Below are 20409 nucleotides of genomic sequence, written 5' to 3'. Positions count from 1 at the left end.
CATGAAACTGCGATTTCTATGTAGCATTTGGCTATAATGGTGCTATAATAATTAATTATACAAATTGACGACTTTAGGACAAATCAGCGCATCGAGTTTAACACAGTGTAGCGTTGCTGAATCGAAGGATTCGTCCACTAACGTACTTAACAGCTTTTCTTAACTAACAATCCAAACTTTTAAAAAAGCGCTTTATCTCAAAGGAGGATCTTCATGTCAAAGGCCATTTCCATCTTCGATACGACTTTACGTGACGGCACACAAGGGGAGGGTGTCAGCTTATCGGCAGACGACAAACTCAAAATTGCCAAGAAGCTTGATGACCTGGGTGTCCATTATATTGAAGGCGGAATTCCCGGCAGCAACACCAAGGACATTGAGTTTTTCAAAAGAGTCAAGGAATTGAACCTGAACGCAAAGGTTGTTGCTTTTGGTAGCACACGCCGTAAAGGCAGCATCGCTAGTGAAGACGCCAACCTGAAGCGCATGATCGAATCTGGTGCACAGGCTGCTACCTTGGTCGGTAAATCATGGGACTTCCATGTGCATACCGCTTTGCAGACTACACTGGAAGAGAATTTGTCCATGATCTATGATTCCATTGCCTATCTGAAACAGAATGGTATGGAAGTGATCTTCGATGCAGAGCACTTCTTTGACGGATTCAAACATAACCCGGAGTATGCTCAAGCGGTTTTGACCAAGGCTCACGAGGCCGGAGCGGACTGGCTCGTCATGTGTGATACGAACGGTGGAACCATGCCGAACGAGGTACACGAGATCGTGTCTGCACTGCACAGAAGCCTGCCTCATGCACATCTCGGTATCCATACACATAATGATTGCGAACTAGCTGTTGCCAATACACTAAGCGCTGTACAAGCAGGAGCCCGTCAGGTTCAAGGAACGATGAACGGTTATGGAGAGCGTTGCGGTAACGCAAATCTTGCGTCCATCATTCCGAACTTGCAGCTCAAGCTTGGCTATGAATGTGTTACGGAAGATTCCATGAGACAACTTACGAACGTGGCCAGATATGTCAGCGAGATTGCCAATGTAAATATGCCGATTAATCAGCCATATGTCGGTAATGCTGCTTTTGCTCACAAAGGCGGTATTCACGTCTCTGCGATCCTGCGGGATTCACGCACCTACGAACATATTGTGCCTGAACTCGTCGGTAACAAACAGCGTGTGCTGGTCTCGGAGCTTGCTGGACAGAGTAACATTGTGTCCAAAGCACAGGAATTGGGTCTTGAGTTCGATCCAAACAGTGCCAATTCACGTCAGATTATTGAGAAAATCAAAGACTTGGAGCATCAGGGTTACCAGTTCGAAGGCGCAGATGCCTCGCTCGAATTGTTGATTCGTGAAGCAAACGGTGACATGAAAGAATTGTTCACTTTTGAATCATTCAAAATGCTTGTGGAGAAAACGGCGGGGAAATCCGTTGTTTCTGAAGCCTTTGTCAAGCTTAACGTGGCTGGAACAAGTGTCTATACCGCTGCTGAAGGAAACGGTCCGGTCAACGCACTCGATAACGCGCTTCGGAAAGCGTTGGTCCAATACTTCCCTTCACTTGCCAACATGCACCTCTCAGACTACAAAGTACGTGTACTGGATGAGAAGGATGCCACAGCTGCCAAAGTTCGTGTATTGATCGAATCCAAGAACACCCAAAACACATGGAACACCGTTGGTGTATCCGAGAACGTGATTGAAGCAAGTTGGGAAGCTCTTGTGCACAGTTTCCGCTATGCGTTGCTTCAGGAAAAATTGCAAGATGAGCCAGGCATACTTCCTATTCCTGCTCACGGGTTAAGCAACCACTAAAGTGCATGTTCAAAGAAAGTGGAATTTTTTGAACAACCTCTTAACGCTTATTTCCCGGAAAATAAAAAGGAAGCCTTCGTACCCATGATTCATGGATGCAGAGGCTTCCTTTTTTAGTGAACATTAATTTGCTACAAGCTCTTTAATCTTACGTTCCAACTCTTTTTCGGGCAAAATTCCCAAGATAATCTCCTGTATAACTCCTCTGGAGTCAATCAGAACATTCGTCGGAAAAGCCACCCCATTGTATTGGGCATACACTGTCCCCTTCTCGTCCAAGGGGATAGGGAACGTCAGTTGGTACTCATCCACAAAAGCTTTGGCATCTTTGAGTTTATCGTAAGATGTTACATTAACCCCATACAGATCAAGCTTATCCTTGTATTTCGCCGCCATTTTATTCAGCTCGGGAGCTTCCTGTTTACACGGCTCACACCAGGATGCCCAGAAACTGACGAACGTGGCCTTATCTTTCTCGCCCCCGACACTGTACGTCTTCCCATCCATTGCTGTCAGAGAAAAAGCAGGCGCCAGAAGACCCGCACGCGGTCCCGTCTCTGTAGGCATTGGTTCTTCCTGCTTAAATACGGCAGCAATACCGTCACCCGCATTCTGGGCCAGTGCAATACCAACCAGCAAGACAACACCAAGGAGTATGTATATGTTTCGTTTCATAACCCGCCACCCTTTTATATAATTAGCATATTGAAACTGAAACCGTAATTTTTGTGCATGCTAAATGTTAATCACTCTAAATAACAGTTCACCAGAACATGATTCCAAATGTTCTCTTTAATATTGTACCCTTTTCCTTTAAAATTTTACAATCCGGATCACACAAAATAAAATGAAAAAGGACTCCTGCCTAAGCAGGAGCCAAAGAGAGAGGGGTGAATACAAATGGCAGCACTTCACGGGCAGCAAAACGTCTTCTACATCCCTTCTTCCGTAGAACAAGAGATGTCAAAGCACATGTTCCTTTCGCTGCCGCAAGAAGCCTGCGGGGTTATGCTGGGTGAAACCGCAGCGGGCGGCATACGAATCAGTCGGTTTCAGCCCATTCGTAACGTAGCACCTGACCCGCTGCACCATTTTGCACTGGACGATGCCGAATGGATTCGGTGCATATTCTCCGAACCCAAGCTCATTGGCATCTTCCATTCTCATCCGCATACAAAGCCTGTTCCTTCCTTAGAGGACATGCAAGCTCTTCCGGCCTTCGCCGGTTTGCTTCAGATGTACCTCATCGGCTCACCTGACCTTGCAACCGGATTGAGATCTCACATGCAACTGAACGGTTATCAGATTGAATCCTCGAAGGTACAACACAACCAGTCTCAAGAGATTGTTCCTTCGTACAATTTGCTTCCCGTTCCATTATGCGTGACTTAACTGGGTATACAGATCACCCAAAGTTTCCACATTTATACGAGTCATGTCCTCCAGATAGCAAGACCATAACTGTGCAGTCATTTTTGAATCTTCCAACGCATGATGACGTCCATAGATCGGAATACCTCTGGATTCCAGTAATTCATCCAGACCATACCCCGGCCTGCTTGGTTCAAGCCAGCGGGCCAACATCATCGTATCGATTAGACGATGCGTCAGCCTTACTTTTGAAGTCCGCCAAAGAGCTGCATTCAGAAAGGCTCGGTCATGCGCACTCGCGTGTGCAATCAGAACATTTCCGCCTACAAAAGACATGAAATCATGCAATCCCTCCAGCAACGTTGGTGCATCCAGCGTCATCTGCTGTGTAATACCTGTAAGTTCAGTAATATGTTCCGGAACCGCAGTCTTGGACTGCACCACCGTATAGAACTGTTCTCCTTCCAGCACTACACCACCATGTATACGAACTGCACCAAATGAGATAATCTCATCCCCATGCTGAGGAGAGAAGCCCGTCGTTTCCAGATCAAATACAACGGCATCCAGCTCATTCAAGGGAGTATGCAGCACCTCGGGTCTGCGCTGCTCCCTCATCATGGAACGGATAAACGCCATGTGTTGCGCCGTAGGGGCTCCCATGATGGAAGCGATGGCGGAAGGAACCCCTCCCTGACGCAGCGAATTCCAGAATCCTGTATTGCCCCTTACCGGCTCTCTCATGGACGTCTCCTTTCTGCAAAACGCAACTGTCTTTGCAAAGCACGATGTACTCGTCGGACCAACCCAAGCGTATCCCTGAGCTCATAATGTATCTGCTTCTGTTTCATCTGTTTCTCATCCAGGAATCCACTGCTCTGCTGCAAGCCCTGCTGGATGGCAACCGGCGTACTTCTCCGAAGCTTCAGAGCGGCTGTGAAGGCCCGCTGACAGGCATCCAGTACTGTAAACGGAACAGCTTCAAGCGAAGTCAGTCTCTCCATTCTTTTTAACGTAGATGACTCCTTGATCCCATGTTGCAAAGCCAAATAACGGGCACTGTTCACCAGCGGAATGTACAAACCATACTTGACATCAAATCCGCCTGCATGTTCACCGAATCGCTCTGTAACCACTCGTCCAAGTACATTTAATGTAGCTTTATGTTTAACCGTATTGCGAAGAACTGCATCCGAAAGTTCAGGAACCAGTCTAAATTGGTCATAAAAACTCGTGATCCATTCCTCTGCCAGACTACGCTCCCCTGCAACAAAACGCATGTCTGAAGCGATGATCAGATTACGAACTGGCTCCCAATTCAGATCCGAGCTCCAATCTGCTAATTGTTGCTTCCATGATTCCAGCGTTTTTCTCCAAAGTGGCTCCGAGCACATCACTTTGCCTTCACACTTGGCATAACCAACTTCTTCCAATATATCCGTTATTCGCTGTCCAAGCTCGGCAAAATACGCCTCTTTGCCTTCATGCGGAGTATCGCTAATAATCATGCCATTATCCTGATCGCTCCACAACGTTGCTTCTTCCCTGCCGGAACTGCCATATACGATAAAGGCATAGGGGACGGGAGGTTGGCCGAAGCCTTCCTCAACCATCCCCTGAATGCATAACTCTACTGCTTTCCGTGCAATCCGGTCATGCAGTTCATTTACCGTTTGGTACCACTCGATCGGCGACAAGGAAGCGGACAACAATTCCTGGAGCTCGTTCTGTAATATCACACGTGCCTGGCGCAGTCCTTGAGAAGACATCGCGCCATCGATTCCCTCATGAGACCAGGAATAGTTTGTATACGAGATGGGTTCCATCATGTCCAGCCTCCTTGAAGCATGTTTCAGCATTATTCACCTCAGGAGCTGAACGTACCACCATTGGATTTAGAATCTACATTTTTCATTTGTTCAGGGTATCCGTAAGTACCGTGCTCACTGATATCCAGACCCATTGTTTCTTCTTCTTCAGTAACACGGATGCCCATGATCGCTTTCATTCCGCCCAGAATAATGAAGGACATTACCAGTACGAAGGCAAAGGCACCTGCCAGACCGAGAAGCTGTACGCCCAATTGGTGGAATCCACCGCCATAGAACAGACCCGCTTGACCTACACCCGCATGTTCAGCCAGTTCTGGTGTAGCGAACAAACCTGTGGAAATTGCTCCCCACATACCAGCAACACCGTGTACGGAGAAAGCGTAGATTGGATCGTCAATTCCTTTACGATCGAAGTACTGTGCTGTGAAGAATGTGATAACACCAGCCAAAGCACCGATAACCAGAGCTGCCCAAGGTTCAACGAAGGCACAAGCACCTGTAATTGCAACGAGCGCCGCAAGCACACCGTTCAACATGCTAGGAATATCGGACTTGCCAAGAACTGCCCATGAAATCAACAGTGCAGCAACACCACCAGCTGCAGCAGCTACGTTAGTAGTCAATGCAACATAACCAAAGAATCCATCGTCCAAAGCAGTTAAAGTACTACCTGGGTTGAATCCGAACCAACCAATCCAGAGGATAATTACCCCGAGTACGGAATACACTTGGTTGTGACCTGGAATGATGTTAGGTTTGCCGTCTTTGTTGTATTTACCAATACGTGGTTTCAACAAGATGGTAGCTACCAGTGCTGCAGTCGCACCAGTCAAGTGAACAACTGTCGATCCTGCAAAATCTTGCATTCCCAGCTCAGCCAACCAGCCGCCGCCCCATACCCAGTGAGCAACAACCGGATACATTATAATGGTATAAAGTGTACCGAATACAATATATACGCTCATTTTTGCACGTTCAGCCATACCACCGCAGGCAATGGCCAGAGATACCGCCGCAAAAGCGAGGTGGAATACGAATTTAACAGTCAGAGGAACATCGGAGAAAGCCAATGATTCGAAGGAAGCAGCCATTTTGTCACCGCTCAGGAAGAATCCTGTTGTTCCAAAGAAGCTGTTACCATTACCGAAACCAAGACCGAAGCCCAAAGCCCAGAAGGCAATAACTGAAATTCCCAATGTCAGGATGGTCTTACCCGCAATGTGTCCTGCATTCTTCATTCGTGTTGAACCCGCTTCAAGTAAAGCAAATCCCCCTTGCATCAAGAACACTAGCACTACAGCCAGAAACGTAAAGGCTGAGTTCAATCCACTTTGAAGTTCAATGTTAGTTGGCCCCTCCGCAGCTGCGAATGCACTGACCGGAAAAGCGAACAAAGTAAGCATTACTAACACCGAAACTAACCATTTCTTTCTCATGTACCCCACTCCCTCTTATGTTAAGTTTCTTCACATATCGTGAAACTCTTAATGTCATTATAAGCAGAAGAGAGGAAAGTTGACAAGAGTATTTTCATCAAAACTGAAAAATATTTCTGGGAATAAAGTCATACGTCTTTTTCTTGCACTTAAGTACATATTCACATTCTATGAGCACATAGATATAGAAATGAAACACGTCGATTACCAAAGCATAACGTTTGACTGTACGGTTAAAGATCATGTATCATACTTATTAGTAAGAAAAATTGGGCGTAGTATATACATTCGTTGGAAACTACAATTCCCTACATTTGAACTTGCAAGCGAGGTGAATATCATTGGGGATATGAAACTTTTTCGGATTGGCGAACTTGCCAAGACCGCTGGTGTTAGTGAACGGACGATTGATTATTACACGAAGCTTGGACTGATCTTTCCCGAAGAACGTACACAAAAAAATTATCGTCTCTATAGTAATGAAACTTTAACCAGGCTTGAACGTATTGTACAGATGAAACAAGAGAAGTATAGTCTCGACGAGATTAAGCAATCTCTTGAGAAGTGGCGTCTGGTTAGCACGGAAGAACAAGTTGCCAGCAAATTGACAACATTGGAGCTTCATGTGCAACAACTTGAGCGAGAGGTTAACGAACTCAAACCGCTACTTGGGGAGATGAAACCTGTACAAGCACGCAAGATGATGGCAGGACTACTCACCAAAAGTGCCGGGACAATGGAGGCACTGAAAATCTTGCTTGAGAACACCATGATGTAGCTTATTATTAGAAAGCGGAGGAATGAAAATGAGTTTTAATAACGGTATGTTCGTATTGATCATTATCGCCTTTTTGCTCTCTTTATGGGCGCAATTTCGCGTTAAAGGTACTTTCAGACGTTGGTCGGAGGTACCGAACCAGAATGGAATCACCGGCTACGATGCCGCTCGCCAGATGCTCGACGCTAACGGTCTGCATGATGTTCCAATTGAGCCTGTACGCGGCACACTCTCTGATCACTATGATCCGATCAATCGGGTTGTACGCTTATCGGAACCAGTATATTACGAAAACTCAATCTCAGCTGTTTCGGTAGCGTGTCACGAAGTTGGCCACGCCATTCAGCATAAAGAAAGTTATCCCATGCTGGCACTGCGTCACCGGATCTTCCCAATTGTGAACTTTGCATCCGGATTGGCTCCGTTCCTGTTGATTGCAGGATTCCTCTTCAATGCAATGAACCTTGTAGGTATCGGTATCATCTTCTTCTCCGTAACTGTTGCGTTCCAACTCATAACATTACCGGTTGAGTTCAACGCCAGCAATCGCGCAAGAGAGATTATGGTATCCGAAGGTTACATCCGTAATGAAGAAGAAAAAGGTGTTGCTAAAGTTCTGAATGCCGCAGCCTTGACTTACGTCGCTGCAGCGCTGATCTCACTGCTTGAACTGATTCGTTACATCGGAATCTTCAACAGCCGCGATTAATTGTAAAACTAATCATACAAAAACAATACCCCACCGTTAATCGGATGGGGTATTGTTTTGTTGTAAACCGAAGTAATGAAGCAAAAATGAACGAAAGGACTGGGCAACCAGCGGCAGTTTGTCATCCGCGCGGTGAATTAACCCGATGGTGCGTGTTACTTTGGGATGAGAGATGGCCACATGTGCCGGTTGCAACGGGTTGGTCTGGAATAACGCCATCTCAGGCAACAGACTGACCCCCATGCCCGCAGCGACCAACCCCCGGATGGTATCGGTCTCTTCACCTTCAAAAGCGATCTTGGGTGTAAAGCCAGCTTCCAGACAGGCATGCCACACAATAGGACGAAGAGAATATCCTTTACTGAACAACACGAACTTGTCATCCTTGAGTTGTTCGAGCGCAATCGTCTCCTCACCAGCTAACGGATGATTCGGAGGAAGGATGGCATGTAACTCTTCCGTGAGTACAATATCGCCATCCACTTGATCGTGTTTCTCCGGAAAAGGAGAAATGAATGCCAAATCCACCTCTCCTGATAACACATCACGAATGAGTGTAGGAAACATCCCCTGTTTGAATCTAAATTTCACGTTGGGGTAGCGTTGACGGAAAGCAGCCACAACGGAAGGAATGAGATGAATCCCCAGGCTATGCGGAAATCCAATTCGAATCTCCCCATGCTCCGGGTCAAGAAACTCATGAACTTCCCCCACTGCCTTGTCCAGATCTTTCAATATGCCTTCAATTCGTTTACAAAAAAGCTGTCCCACTGCAGTCAACTGCAGGTTTCGTCCCTTTTGCATAAAAAGGTCCACGCCCAGTTCTTCTTCCAACTGATGAATCTGACGACTCACCGCTGACTGTGCCACATGCAACTCTTCAGCTGCTTGTGTTACATGTTCCTTCTGTGCCACTTTCAAAAAGTAATGCAACTGTCTTAATTCCACTCGCCTGATCGCTCCAATCTGTTATACCCTACTTATCCTTGATTGCATTCCATCTTGAGAACGTTCTGACTACCGTTTTAAGCTGCGGGGTTTCCACAATCTGATTAACAGTCCATAAATAAAGAATCCACCCAACAATCCGCCGAGATGAGCCATCCAGTTGATACCCGACATGGCGAAGGAGAATACAATCCCGAACACCAGCAAAGTGTACATCGTTTTGCGCGAAGCCTCATCCATCATGGTGCGCTGGAACAGGGCTACATACAGGAAGGCACCGTAGACGGCATATATCGCTCCTGAAGCACCCACCGAGATGGTAATGCTGCCAACCGAGTTATACCACGCAACAGCAAGAATATTACCCAACACGCCACCGCCCAGGTACAATACACCATATCTTACCGACCCGAGCAACCGTTCCATCGGTGGTGCAAATACGATTAACGCAAAGCTGTTAAACAATAAATGACTGAAGCCCGCATGCAGGAAGATGGATGTAATGTAGCGCCACCACTCCGAAGCGAACAGTTCATAATTCGTAAGTGCCCCGAATTTCAGCAGCACCATATTGTTCGTTGAACCACCATTTACCGTTAACACAATAAACATCACTACATTGGCAATTAAAAAAATCGACGTCAAAGGGAAATACTTCAAATAACCTTTCCAGTTCTCATAGCGAATAAATATCATAAATTTCTTCTTTCACTCCACCCTGTTCAGATCGGAATTACATCTCTGATCCATCGTAATGGTACATGTCCGAATTGGACAATGCCTTTCATAAAAGATTATAATGGATTTTGGCACGGATCACCAATTTATAAGGAGGAACATTATTATGGCACAAGAACGTACAGGCGCAGCCACTTTTAAAGGTAACCCTATTACATTGATCGGACCCGAACTGAAGGTGGGCGATCAAGCACCCGATTTCACACTTAGCAAGAACCTGGTTGAAGATGCATCCTTGAAAGACTTCGCAGGCAAAATCAAATTAATCAGCGTTGTTCCTTCCCTGGATACTGGCGTATGCGATGCGCAAACTCGTCGTTTCAATGTTGAAGCCGGAGAGCTCGGAGACAATGTTGTTGTCTTGACAGTAAGCGTTGACCTTCCGTTCGCTCAAGCACGTTGGTGCGGAGCAGCCGGTGTTGACCGCGTAGTAACATTGTCAGATTACAAAACACGTTCTTTCGGTGAAGACTACGGCGTTCTGATCAAAGAATTCCAGTTGGATATGCGCTCCATTTTTGTTTTGGATGCCGAAGACCGGATTACATATGTGGAGTATCTGCCTGAAATGACAGACTCCCCTAACTTCGAACAAGCGATTGCTGCTGTCAAAGCATTGCTGTAGAAGTCATCACACGTTCAGAACAAAAGCGAGGAAGGTTAACCTTCACTCGCTTTTTGTAATTCATCATCTATTTCAATCATTTGCTTTATACTTGCTTAGCTTCTTATCCAGTACAGAGAATAAGTTCATGATCGTGCGATAGTTAGAGCCCAAGTCTCCAAGGGAACCACGGGAAGCTGAATACATATCCACTGCACTACGAACAGGACTTACCGAGATAATGGAAACTGTAATATCCATCGTCCGTCCAAAGGTAGTCCGCTTCTCCAGTATAACTTCTCCAACAGAAGGCACTTCGTGCAGCACTTTATAACCCGGTATCTTTTTGAGTGTCGAAGAAACCTCTTCCCAGGCTCTGTCTTTGGACAAGTTATAATACCGTGTTTTTAATTTGGGATCCTTGGCTCGATCGCTGGTCCCCTCCATGCTGCGGATGATACCGACGAGCGTTCTCTTTAAGGTCAAGACCCTTCCTCCTTTGAATGTAACCGTTCCATTTATGTATCTTAGTGTAACATTGTTCAAGTAGTAACAAAAGGGTAAGCATCATATTTATCGCAAAACCAATCAAATACTCACTACAACATAAAAACACCCTGAAATTCCTTCAAAAGAGGAAAAGTCAGGGTGCTGTACATGAAAAATTAGGAACCCGCCTATGCCGTCCGGCTACATTGTCTTATGAACCTGCTTGGCAGGTGGGTGACCGCAAAAATGCTTTTTGAAGTCCCCATGTCGTATAGACAGGGCTTTTCAGCAACATTCTGTGTTGATCTCCCGAAGACGTCATCATTGGTTCAAAACAACGAATAACCGAAACGTACATCGCAGGATGTACAATTATTATATCCCTAACTGTGTAAAAAGTAAATGGCGATCCATGATGTTTTATTTTTGCAGTGTAATGTTTTTGTCGTCTGATGGTTCAGATGCTTCACCGTTCTCTGCTGATTTCTCAGCCAGCGCAGCAGCTTCCTCCTCTTCCTTCTTCAACTGCATCTTCTCCATCTGCTCCTGCATTTTGTTGAAGGTTGCATAGAAGTTAAAGAAAGCAAACCAGGCGATGATACTGATGATGAAGAAGATGAACAAGACCGGATAACGGAAACCAATGTAGAACAGCAATCCGCTTCCCAGCAATGTGGAGAATACACGGAAAGGTCTGATCAGCGTAAGCAATACCGCGTTTTTGATAATGAGTCCGATGGACATATGATAGTGTACAACCATTGAGAAAAAGTTAAAGAGCGATACAAATAACAAGAGAAGCAGTACTAGCATGATGATTCCCACGAGCTGCATATTACGGAACTGCGTCATGTACACCGTATAATCCAGATACATAATCGCGAACAGCAGTGTGTAAAAAATGCCCCCAATCAAACTTTGCTTGTAGTTTTCCTTGTAACCTACAAAGAAAGTACGGAAGATCGGTACATCCGTATCGCCCATATTCCATTTACGAACAACCGTAAACAGCGCCGAAGTCGCCGGGAACAGTGTAAGCGGTGCCACAATGGCTATAGCCCAGTTCATTTGCAATGATTCGTTTGCGAGGTTCTGCTGCATTACGAGCAGTTTCATAATCAAGAAAAACAAGAACGGAGACGAACAAATAGCCCACAACAGATTGGTTGCGGCCAGTCTCGTGATCCACTCTGTAAGCCGGTAGATCCCACCCATAGCTCCTTTAAATTCCAAACATTTCTCCTCCTCCGCAGCCTTGCGTATTACCTGAAGTCTAATATTAATATACCTTATTATAGATAGGAAAAGCCAGTACTTCCCGAAAAGAGATCAGCATTGTCCTTACTAGCGCGTTTGGCAGTGAACAAAAATTGGCGCAGTAATTTTGAAAATAAAAAAATGGAGCAGTCGCCCGCTCCATTTTCCAGTTCACACGTTTATATTACTCGAAAGAAGAATCTTTCGCTGGACGACGTCCTTCGTTGCTGCTTGGACGCGGTTTGCGGTCACGGTTGTAACCACCTTCTCTGCTTCCACCGCCAGTGCTGCTGCCGCTGTTACGATCACGGTTGTAGCCACCACGTCCGCCACCACTGCTGTTGCGATCGCGGTTGTAACCACCACCACTGCCGCCGCTACCACTTGTGCGGTTACCGCTGTAACCCGATGGTTTACGTCCGCCAGAGCGAACATCCGGTTTACGACGTTTCGCACGGATCGGATCTTCAGGAGTCAGATCAACTTGAGCATCTTTTTTGTCACCTGTCAGGAGCTTCAGTGCAGCCGACAACAGTTGAACAGAATCATATTGCTCAAGCATTTGAATCGCAATACCTTTGTATTCATTCAGTTCGCCTGATTGTACGATTTCCAGCAAGCGCTCTGCTGTCAAACGTTGTTTGCCTTCAACCGCTTCTGCCATTGTTGGCAGTGGTTTACGTGGAATACGGTGACGTGTTACACGCTCGATGAAGTGCAAGTGGTCGATCTCACGCGGTGTAACGAAGGACCAAGCAGCACCCTCTTTACCCGCACGACCTGTACGACCGATACGGTGAACATAGCTCTCCGGATCTTGCGGAAGGTCAAAGTTCACTACGTGAGTTACGCCAGATACGTCGAGACCACGTGCAGCCACGTCTGTTGCAACGAGTACGTCAATGCTGCCGTCACGGAACTTACGCATTACCGCATCACGTTGATTCTGGGACAAGTCACCATGAAGACCGTCTGCAGAATATCCACGTTTTTGCAAAGCTTCAGCCAATTCGTCAACACGACGTTTTGTACGTCCGAATACGATCGCCAGTTCAGGAGATTCCATATCCAACAAACGGCTCAACGCTTCGAATTTTTGACGCTCAGGTACTTCAATATAGGATTGGTCAATCAATGGTGCACTAACATGTTTCGGAATCACAGAAATGTGCTCAGGATTGTTCAAGAATTGTTGTGCCAATTTTTGAATGTTAGGAGGCATTGTTGCTGAGAACAGCATTGTTTGGCGCTCGTCTGGAACTTGTTTCAGGATGGATTGAATATCCTCCATGAAACCCATGTCGAGCATTTCATCTGCTTCATCCAACACAACAGTTTGTACATCATCAAGTTTGATTGTTTTGCGGTTGATGTGGTCAAGGAGACGTCCAGGTGTACCAATGATGATCTGTGGTTTTCTTTTCAGTGCACGGATTTGACGAACGATATCTTGTCCGCCGTAGATTGGCAGGGAGCGCAGACCTTTGAAGCGAGTGAGTTTTTCGATCTCTTCAGCAACTTGAATTGCAAGTTCACGTGTAGGTGCCATAATGAGGGCGCGGATTTTTTCGTCACTTTTAGAGATTTTGCTGATCAACGGAATACCGAATGCAGCTGTTTTGCCCGTACCTGTTTGAGCTTGACCAATCAAGTCTCTGCCTTCGAGTGCCAAAGGAATCGCTTTGGATTGGATCGGTGTTGCTTCTTCAAACCCGAGCTCAGTGATGGCTTGCAGCACCAGTGGTTCAAGATTGAAATCTGTGAAATTTAAATTTGTCAAAATTATTCATGCTCCTTTTATATGGTGGACATGGTGGACAATCCACTTTGTTGTCTGTATTCTTAAGTAGCGTTAATATTTATAGGGTGTCCCAACTGGCCGAATTATTTTCATGAATGATTATAATTCGATGAATGTGTCCCCAACATAAGACTAAAACTACATACATGTGTTTGAAACATTTCAAATTTTTATTGTTCCATTTAGGAAAAGTTTCCTACTCAAGAATATCCACAAATTATTATATCACAAAACAATTCAAGATTACCAGCAATCTGGTTTTAAATATAAATGAGGTGATTAAATTGCCCAAAATAATTTGGCACTCTTTAGTGATCATTTTGGGTGCTGCAGCTATTGCCTGCGGCTTTAACTGGTTTTTGGTTCCCCATCAGCTTTTAAGCGGCGGGGTATCCGGTATTTCAATGCTTCTGGGTTATTTTACGACTTTGAATCTTAGTATAATGTATTTTGTTCTCAACATTCCCCTGCTTATTGCAGGTTGGTTTATTCTTGGACGACGCTTCATTACATTAAGTATTCTCTCGGTAGCAGCCACTTCCTGGTTCATTGCGCTTCTGCCGGTTTTTGCTGTGGCTACAGATCCTTTGTTAAGCTCAGTATTCGGTGGTGTCCTTATTGGGCTTGGCACTGGTGTCTCCTTCAGAGTCGGCGGCTCCACAGGGGGGCTGGACATTGTCGGTTCCATTTTCACGCGTAAGCGGGATTTCCCAATTGGTACGGTGATGGCCGGCATGAACGGTTCGATCATTATGCTCGCCGGGTACCTGAGTGATAACTGGAATACAGCCCTGGCCTCCATGGTATCCATCTATATTACAGGCAAAGTGCTTGACCTGATCCACATCAGTCATGTCAAAGTAACCCTGTACATTATTACAAACGAAACCGAATCCATGTTGAAGAAGTTGCTCGTTCGGCCTCGCGGAGTTACAAAGATCAAGACTCAAGGGGCTTACACGGATATTGAAAAGGACATGTTAATGACCGTTACCACCCGTTACGAGCTGGTTGAAATCAAACGTATTATCAAGGAGACCGATCCAAACGCTTTTGTTAACATCGTGGAAACGGTTGGAGTTATGGGCTCATTCCGCAGAAGTTGAGTCACCTGTACGGTTAACAATTCATAACATTGTGGTATAATAACGGTGTACGGCTCCTAAATATGTTGTATAGCAGGTTCAACCCTTCAATTTCACAGACCATAAGCTTTCCCGAATCGCGCCGAATGACTTACCATTTTGGAATTCGAGTAGGAAAGGGTGATTAATGTGGATATGGAAACGGTAAAACTGTTTGAGATTGTCAACAGATGGTGCCCGGAAATGCTCCCTTTCTTGAAACCGAATGAACTCGACTCGCTGATTGTCCTCCGGGATGGGCTGGGCATCCTGGAACAGGGAGATGCAATGGAAATCATTCAGTACAGTATTTGTGAGCATCAAAATGAGATTTACATTCAATAATTTTTTTTAGATTGATCACGCCGCTTCTTGCAGGGGATTTCCTCCGCAGGAAGCGGTTTTCGTTTTTTTCCATGTGTTTCATCACTTGATTAATATGGTTAAAAGCCCGGAGGCTTTAATGTATAATTCATACATGGAATGCACATAAGGGAGTGGAAATGAATGAACATGTTTTGGGCTTTACTGGCTATGGCCTTTGGAAGCTTTGGTGGTACCCCGGCAGTGGCAGATCAGGGAAATCCTCAGTTTCAATCGTTAACCAACAGTTTTAACACCGCAATTATCCAATCTCAAAAAGAACAGGTTGTTATTGATGCCGATAATCCACCTGCTAAAATTGACCCACAACCTGATGCCCCCGTGGTCAAAGGTATCTATGTAACGGCCTACAGTGCCGGCGGCGCACGCATGAAAGAATTACTTGATCTGACAGACAATACGGAACTGAATGCCATGGTCATTGATATCAAAGACGATCTCGGATACATAACTTATCCCACAGAAAACAAAGCACTGCAGAAAATGGGCAAGTCCCAGCCTTTTATTCGGGATATCGATGCCTTGATGAAACGATTGCAAAAACACGACGTCTACCCGATCGCACGTGTCGTTGTATTTAAAGACACGATTCTTGCGAAGAAGAATCCGGAGCTTTCCTTCCGCAACAAGGATGGATCGGTTTGGTCCAATGGCAAAGGCGACAGCTTCGTGAATCCCTACAGCAAGGAAGTATGGGACTATAATATTGAGATTGCCAAGGAAGCGGCCAAACTTGGATTCAAAGAGATTCAATTTGACTACGTTCGTTTCCCGGAAGGCTTCGAAACTCGTGCCAATGTGCTGAAATATACCAAATCTGAAAAGTCCCGTGTCGATGTTGTCGCTGAATTCGTGCAATATGCACGCAAGGAACTGGCACCTTTAGGTGTGCGTGTCTCGGTTGATATTTTCGGTTATGCAGCTTCCGTACCTGCGGCTGAAGGCATTGGACAGGATTTTGTTAAAATATCCGAAAATGTGGATGTCATCTCACCGATGGTATACCCTAGTCACTATTCAACTGGCTGGTATGGGGTGAAGGACCCTGACAAAGATCCTTACACGACCATCAAGGGCTCGATGGTAGACACGCATAAGAAACTGGACTCCACTAAGGAGCTTAAACCTGTCATTCGCCCGTGGATCCAGGATTTCACAGCAAGTTGGCTGGGCAGTGGACATTATATCAAGTATGGCAAGAAACAAGTGGAAGACCAGATCAGAGCGATGAAGGACATGGATGTGCATGAATATCTGCTCTGGAATGCCTCCAACCGATATACGTCAGGTGTACAATATAAGTAATCCGCACTCTTGCATATTTTGTATTCATCCAACCTCGTTCCGCTTGAAGCGGAGCGAGGTTTTTTGGGTGCTCATTTTTCTCGGTGTGCCTCCCCTCTGGTTCTGTCCCTATTCAAAACACACAAAATCCACTACAATGTATAGCTGTCCATATATGACACTTGGATGACATCTCTTAAGAATAGCGAGGCACTGCCAGTGAACATGAACACAACAAGCTCTTCACAGAAAGTGAAGCAATTCCTGATTATATTTTTGCCCATCTTCACCACTCAAATCGCCCTCTCTGCCATGTCGTTCTTCGACACAAATATGTCAGGCAAGTTTTCACCAGCCGACCTTGCAGGAGTCGCGATCGGTACAAGTCTGTGGATGCCAGTTCAAACTGGACTAAGCGGGATTCTGATCGGTATAACACCTGTCGTTTCCCATCTGCTAGGTTCCAAACGTAATGACCAGATCGGATATAACGTCATACAGGCATTGTATCTCGGGATTGCGGTCAGCCTCGTCGTTATCGGAGCCGGGGCGTTATTACTAGGCCCTATACTGAACGCTATGCCACTGGAACCCCGGGTTGCCCAAGTCGCCTTCTATTTTTTGTGCGCACTCGCTTTTGGCATTATCCCGCTCTTCGGATATACGGTGCTGCGCAGCTTCATGGATGCACTTGGCCAGACACGGACTACCATGTTCATTACGTTGGTTTCCCTCCCCATTAACATCTTACTGAATTATCTGCTGATATTCGGCCGCTGGGGTTTTCCCCAATTGGGCGGTGTCGGTGCCGGTGTCGCTACAGCATGTACATACTGGCTGATCTTTCTCATTAGTCTCTTTTTTGTCCACAGGGTCGAACCTTTCGCCCAATATGGCATTTTCCGTCAGTGGACCCGTGTATCCTTGGCCAAGTGGAAAGAGTTACTCAAAATCGGGGTACCCATCGGATTCGCGACTTTTTTCGAAACATCCATCTTTGCCGCTGTGACTTTAATGATGAGCCGTTTTGACACTACAACGATTGCCGCCCATCAGGCGGCGCTGAATTTCGCTTCTACGCTCTACATGTTGCCTGTGAGCATATGTATGGCTCTTACCATCCTTGTGGGCTTTGAGGCAGGTGCAGGACGTCTGAAAGACGCTAAACAATACAGCCTGCTTGGAATTGGTGGCGCCATCGGGCTCTCACTGCTTACAGCCATCGTGTTAATTGTGTTTGGAGAACAGATTGCAGGCGTATATTCTAACGATCGGGAGGTCATTGCACTTACGCAGCATTTCCTCATCTATGCCATCTTCTTTCAGATCTCGGATGCAATTGCCACACCAACCCAAGGAGCACTGCGTGGCTACAAAGATGTTAATCCGGCACTGATCATTACGTTCGTAGCCTATTGGATCATCGGTTTGCCTGTAGGTTATCTCACAGCTACGTATACTTCACTCGGCGCCTTTGGATATTGGATCGGACTTATTGCCGGCCTTGCTGTAGGAGCAACAGCGCTTCTCTGGAGACTCTTCCTGGTACAAAAACAAGCTGCACTCGGTAAGGCGTAGTATCGATATAACACACACTTACTTTGGAAAATAATAAAAAGAGCACAATCCTCGTCAATGCGGGATTGTGCTCTTTGTTTATAAAATCGAAATCGAATTATTGGGACAAACGTTGTGCAAGCTCGTACGTTTCCATATCGAAATCTTTTTTCGTGTTAACCACTTTATCAATATCCGTCAGGGTAAGTTCACCCTTAATAAAGCCACAACCTTTGTCTGTCTCGCCTGCAATCAGGCTACGAACCGCGAAGTCGCCCAGACGACTTGCCAGGTTACGGTCGAAAGGTGTCGGCGTACCCCCACGCTGAATGTGACCCAGAACGGTTACACGCGGCTCATACGTCGGGCAACGTTCCATCAGTTCTTTCGCTACATCCTCACCCTTGCCCACGCCTTCAGCAACAATGATAATGCTGTGACGTTTGCCGTGTGCAAAGTTAGCTTTCATACGGTCTGCCACTTCGTCCATGTCAAACGGAACTTCCGGCACAAGAATTGTTTCAGCACCTGAAGCAAGTCCGGCATGCAGAGCGATATCCCCACAGTGACGACCCATAACTTCAACGATGGAAGAGCGTTCATGTGAAGACATCGTGTCACGCAATTTGTTCACCGCATCCACCACTACGCTTACAGCCGTATCAAATCCGATGGTATAGTCAGTGAATGAAATGTCGTTATCAATGGTTCCTGGCAGACCCATAGTATTAATGCCGAGCTTGCTCAGTTTGTTCGCTCCGTTGTAGGAACCATCCCCACCGATAACAACCAGACCGTCAATGCCACGCGCACGCAGAATGTCCGCACCTTTTTGCTGACCTTCAGCGGTGTAGAACTCCTTGCATCGTGCCGATTGAAGAACCGTTCCCCCACGTTGAATAATATCCCCTACACTGCGCAAATCCATTGGGAAAATATCATTATTCAAAAGACCCTGGTATCCACGTTGGACTCCGTATACTTCGAGACCGTGGAACAGTCCACTGCGAACAACCGAACGAACAGCCGCGTTCATCCCCTGTGAATCACCACCGCTCGTTAATACTGCGATTTTCTTTACTGCTGTCATGATGTTTCTTCCTCCTCTAGTTTCACTTCAGGCTCCGCAACAATACACCTGACTTACATAGTCTTCCTTACCCAGCGGCTGAAAATGAAGAAAAATATTCTAGTCATCGGACTATTCTTCATCAGACGTTTGGACACTACGCGAACTTCCTGCTGTTCGCTGACTTTGGGATCAGACAGGTAAATGGCAATCAGTCCTTCGATGATCATCCGGTGAAAGGAGCTTCCCGGGATCTTCTGCACATCACTGCGTGCCATTTCCACAATAAAAGCAATTCGGTCCAGCATTGTCTCTACATTCTCATAATAGTTGCAGAAGTTGAGATCTCCCCCGATGCGGTCCTCATCCTGATCAATTAAATAATCGAGCATAATGTGCAATGCGCATACATGTGGGAAATAGGCCGTGTGGATCGAGGCCGCTTGCTCTTCAGTCAACTGATCGTCACTCGCAGCCAGAAACAGCATGAAAACGCCCAGTGTAGAGCCAGTTGCAGCAGCAAATTCGTTCCAACGAAACTGAGGTGTGCGATGACGATGCTCCGACCACCATTCGAGCAGTGCCGTTTCTCTCAGTTCCGGCTTGATATGCTTATATACCTGCAGGTCCGTGTATAGGCCTGCCAGATCCTGAATTTGGGGCTTGGCGGACGCATAGCCTGGTAACTGACGGGTCAGTTCCTGACATGTGGTCACCAGATTCCGCAGATATCCACCGTCATCCTGCTCCTCACGGAGGGCATAATAGTTGACGGGAGTTGCTTCGGGATCTACCGCATCAAGCATAGATTGATGGAGAAGACGAAAGTCATTCGGGTCCATCGAGGTGCTGCGGTCACACAGATTGTCCAAATAATCACTAATAGTTTGATATGAAACGATCAGAGGAATCAGAATGTGCCTGTTGGGCAAATCAGCTAAAGCGTAGACGGTTCCACCTTCACAGTGAAACTGCTTATCCCTCAGACTGGCAAGTGCTTGCGTACGCAATTCCTCATTCGGAATCACCTCAGCTTGTGCACGCCATCCACTCAGTGCCTTCCGTGTTTCCGGAATGGTGTATTTGTACACCCCTCTCATCAATGCCAGCGGTCCACGCGGATATTGATGACGTTTTCGATTTGATTGGCTCAAAATAAATGTGCCTCCACTTGGTTGAATACGTATTAGAGCGA

20 protein-coding genes and 1 other RNA gene are annotated in these 20409 nt (G+C 46.2%); 9 read left to right on the top strand and 12 right to left on the bottom strand.

What is annotated here, in order from left to right; genetic code table 11:
• Nucleotides 1-213 precede the first annotated feature (213 nt).
• Nucleotides 214-1833, top strand: coding sequence for a citramalate synthase (gene cimA, locus M1D71_RS09570; RefSeq protein WP_458126244.1), 1620 nt, complete (start codon nucleotides 214-216; stop codon nucleotides 1831-1833).
• Nucleotides 1834-1956: 123 nt separating this feature from the next.
• Here the strand turns inward: cimA and M1D71_RS09565 are convergent, their stop codons facing one another.
• Nucleotides 1957-2508 (bottom strand): TlpA family protein disulfide reductase, encoded by a 552-nt coding sequence (locus M1D71_RS09565; protein ID WP_458126243.1) that lies wholly within the window; start codon nucleotides 2506-2508, stop codon nucleotides 1957-1959.
• A 225-nt stretch (nucleotides 2509-2733) separates the two neighbouring features.
• On the opposite strand from M1D71_RS09565, the gene M1D71_RS09560 reads away from it, so the two are divergent.
• The gene (locus M1D71_RS09560) at nucleotides 2734-3225 is read left to right on the top strand and encodes a M67 family metallopeptidase (RefSeq protein WP_458126242.1); all 492 of its coding nucleotides are present in this window, start codon (nucleotides 2734-2736) and stop codon (nucleotides 3223-3225) included.
• Here the strand turns inward: M1D71_RS09560 and M1D71_RS09555 are convergent.
• From M1D71_RS09555 to M1D71_RS09545, 3 genes are read right to left on the bottom strand one after another with little or no spacing between them, the layout of a single operon-like run.
• The gene (locus M1D71_RS09555) at nucleotides 3211-3948 is read right to left on the bottom strand and encodes an exonuclease domain-containing protein (RefSeq protein WP_458126241.1); all 738 of its coding nucleotides are present in this window, start codon (nucleotides 3946-3948) and stop codon (nucleotides 3211-3213) included. The two genes, M1D71_RS09560 and M1D71_RS09555, sit on opposite strands and share 15 nt — an antisense overlap.
• Entirely contained in the window at nucleotides 3945-5030 is a 1086-nt protein-coding gene (locus M1D71_RS09550) for a DUF294 nucleotidyltransferase-like domain-containing protein (protein ID WP_458127207.1), read from the bottom strand. The genes M1D71_RS09555 and M1D71_RS09550 overlap by 4 nt, the downstream gene beginning before the upstream one ends.
• 41 nt (nucleotides 5031-5071) lie before the next feature.
• Complete coding sequence (locus M1D71_RS09545) at nucleotides 5072-6472, bottom strand: ammonium transporter (protein WP_062833649.1); 1401 nt, start codon at nucleotides 6470-6472, stop codon at nucleotides 5072-5074.
• A 349-nt stretch (nucleotides 6473-6821) separates the two neighbouring features.
• Between M1D71_RS09545 and M1D71_RS09540 the strand changes: the two genes are divergently transcribed.
• Both M1D71_RS09540 and M1D71_RS09535 read left to right on the top strand, forming a co-directional pair.
• On the top strand, nucleotides 6822-7250 hold the full coding sequence (locus tag M1D71_RS09540; RefSeq protein ID WP_458126240.1) for a MerR family transcriptional regulator: 429 nt from the start codon (nucleotides 6822-6824) through the stop codon (nucleotides 7248-7250).
• Between the two features lie 28 nt (nucleotides 7251-7278).
• A complete protein-coding gene (locus M1D71_RS09535) occupies nucleotides 7279-7959 on the top strand; it encodes a zinc metallopeptidase (RefSeq protein WP_076330476.1) in 681 nt (226 codons plus the stop codon).
• 36 nt (nucleotides 7960-7995) lie between these two features.
• Here the strand turns inward: M1D71_RS09535 and M1D71_RS09530 are convergent, their stop codons facing one another.
• Nucleotides 7996-8907 carry a LysR family transcriptional regulator gene (locus tag M1D71_RS09530; RefSeq protein WP_062833647.1) on the bottom strand — a complete coding sequence of 304 codons (912 nt, stop codon included), beginning with the start codon at nucleotides 8905-8907 and terminating at the stop codon, nucleotides 7996-7998.
• 69 nt (nucleotides 8908-8976) lie between these two features.
• The gene (locus M1D71_RS09525; RefSeq protein ID WP_458126239.1) at nucleotides 8977-9603 is read right to left on the bottom strand and encodes a rhomboid family intramembrane serine protease; all 627 of its coding nucleotides are present in this window, start codon (nucleotides 9601-9603) and stop codon (nucleotides 8977-8979) included.
• 148 nt (nucleotides 9604-9751) lie between these two features.
• Here M1D71_RS09525 and tpx point away from each other — a divergent pair, with 148 nt between their 5' ends.
• On the top strand, nucleotides 9752-10270 hold the full coding sequence (gene tpx, locus M1D71_RS09520; protein WP_145319309.1) for a thiol peroxidase: 519 nt from the start codon (nucleotides 9752-9754) through the stop codon (nucleotides 10268-10270).
• 72 nt (nucleotides 10271-10342) lie between these two features.
• Here tpx and M1D71_RS09515 read toward each other — a convergent pair whose 3' ends face one another.
• From M1D71_RS09515 to M1D71_RS09500, 4 genes are all read right to left on the bottom strand, one after another.
• The gene (locus M1D71_RS09515; protein WP_017689382.1) at nucleotides 10343-10735 is read right to left on the bottom strand and encodes a DUF1499 domain-containing protein; all 393 of its coding nucleotides are present in this window, start codon (nucleotides 10733-10735) and stop codon (nucleotides 10343-10345) included.
• A gap of 180 nt (nucleotides 10736-10915) precedes the next feature.
• Nucleotides 10916-11107: non-coding RNA, 6S RNA (ssrS, locus tag M1D71_RS09510), on the bottom strand.
• Between the two features lie 51 nt (nucleotides 11108-11158).
• Entirely contained in the window at nucleotides 11159-11971 is an 813-nt protein-coding gene (locus M1D71_RS09505) for a YesL family protein (protein ID WP_458126238.1), read from the bottom strand.
• Between the two features lie 208 nt (nucleotides 11972-12179).
• Nucleotides 12180-13775: a DEAD/DEAH box helicase gene (locus M1D71_RS09500; RefSeq protein WP_076209022.1), complete on the bottom strand. Its 1596-nt coding sequence runs from the start codon at nucleotides 13773-13775 to the stop codon at nucleotides 12180-12182.
• Between the two features lie 305 nt (nucleotides 13776-14080).
• Between M1D71_RS09500 and M1D71_RS09495 the strand changes: the two genes are divergently transcribed.
• From M1D71_RS09495 to M1D71_RS09480, 4 genes are all read left to right on the top strand, one after another.
• The gene (locus M1D71_RS09495) at nucleotides 14081-14902 is read left to right on the top strand and encodes a YitT family protein (protein WP_458126237.1); all 822 of its coding nucleotides are present in this window, start codon (nucleotides 14081-14083) and stop codon (nucleotides 14900-14902) included.
• Between the two features lie 174 nt (nucleotides 14903-15076).
• Nucleotides 15077-15265 carry a hypothetical protein gene (locus tag M1D71_RS09490; RefSeq protein ID WP_029880762.1) on the top strand — a complete coding sequence of 63 codons (189 nt, stop codon included), beginning with the start codon at nucleotides 15077-15079 and terminating at the stop codon, nucleotides 15263-15265.
• A 162-nt stretch (nucleotides 15266-15427) separates the two neighbouring features.
• Entirely contained in the window at nucleotides 15428-16609 is a 1182-nt protein-coding gene (locus tag M1D71_RS09485; RefSeq protein WP_458126236.1) for a putative glycoside hydrolase, read from the top strand.
• 204 nt (nucleotides 16610-16813) lie between these two features.
• On the top strand, nucleotides 16814-18166 hold the full coding sequence (locus tag M1D71_RS09480) for an MATE family efflux transporter (RefSeq protein ID WP_458127206.1): 1353 nt from the start codon (nucleotides 16814-16816) through the stop codon (nucleotides 18164-18166).
• A gap of 97 nt (nucleotides 18167-18263) precedes the next feature.
• On the opposite strand, the gene pfkA is transcribed toward M1D71_RS09480, so the two are convergent.
• Entirely contained in the window at nucleotides 18264-19235 is a 972-nt protein-coding gene (pfkA, locus tag M1D71_RS09475; protein ID WP_458126235.1) for a 6-phosphofructokinase, read from the bottom strand.
• Between the two features lie 53 nt (nucleotides 19236-19288).
• Entirely contained in the window at nucleotides 19289-20368 is a 1080-nt protein-coding gene (locus M1D71_RS09470) for a tetraprenyl-beta-curcumene synthase family protein (RefSeq protein ID WP_458126234.1), read from the bottom strand.
• Nucleotides 20369-20409 lie beyond the last annotated feature (41 nt).

The sequence above is a fragment of the Paenibacillus sp. Z3-2 genome, from assembly GCF_054161325.1.
This window is presented reverse-complemented; position numbering and strand designations above follow the sequence as displayed.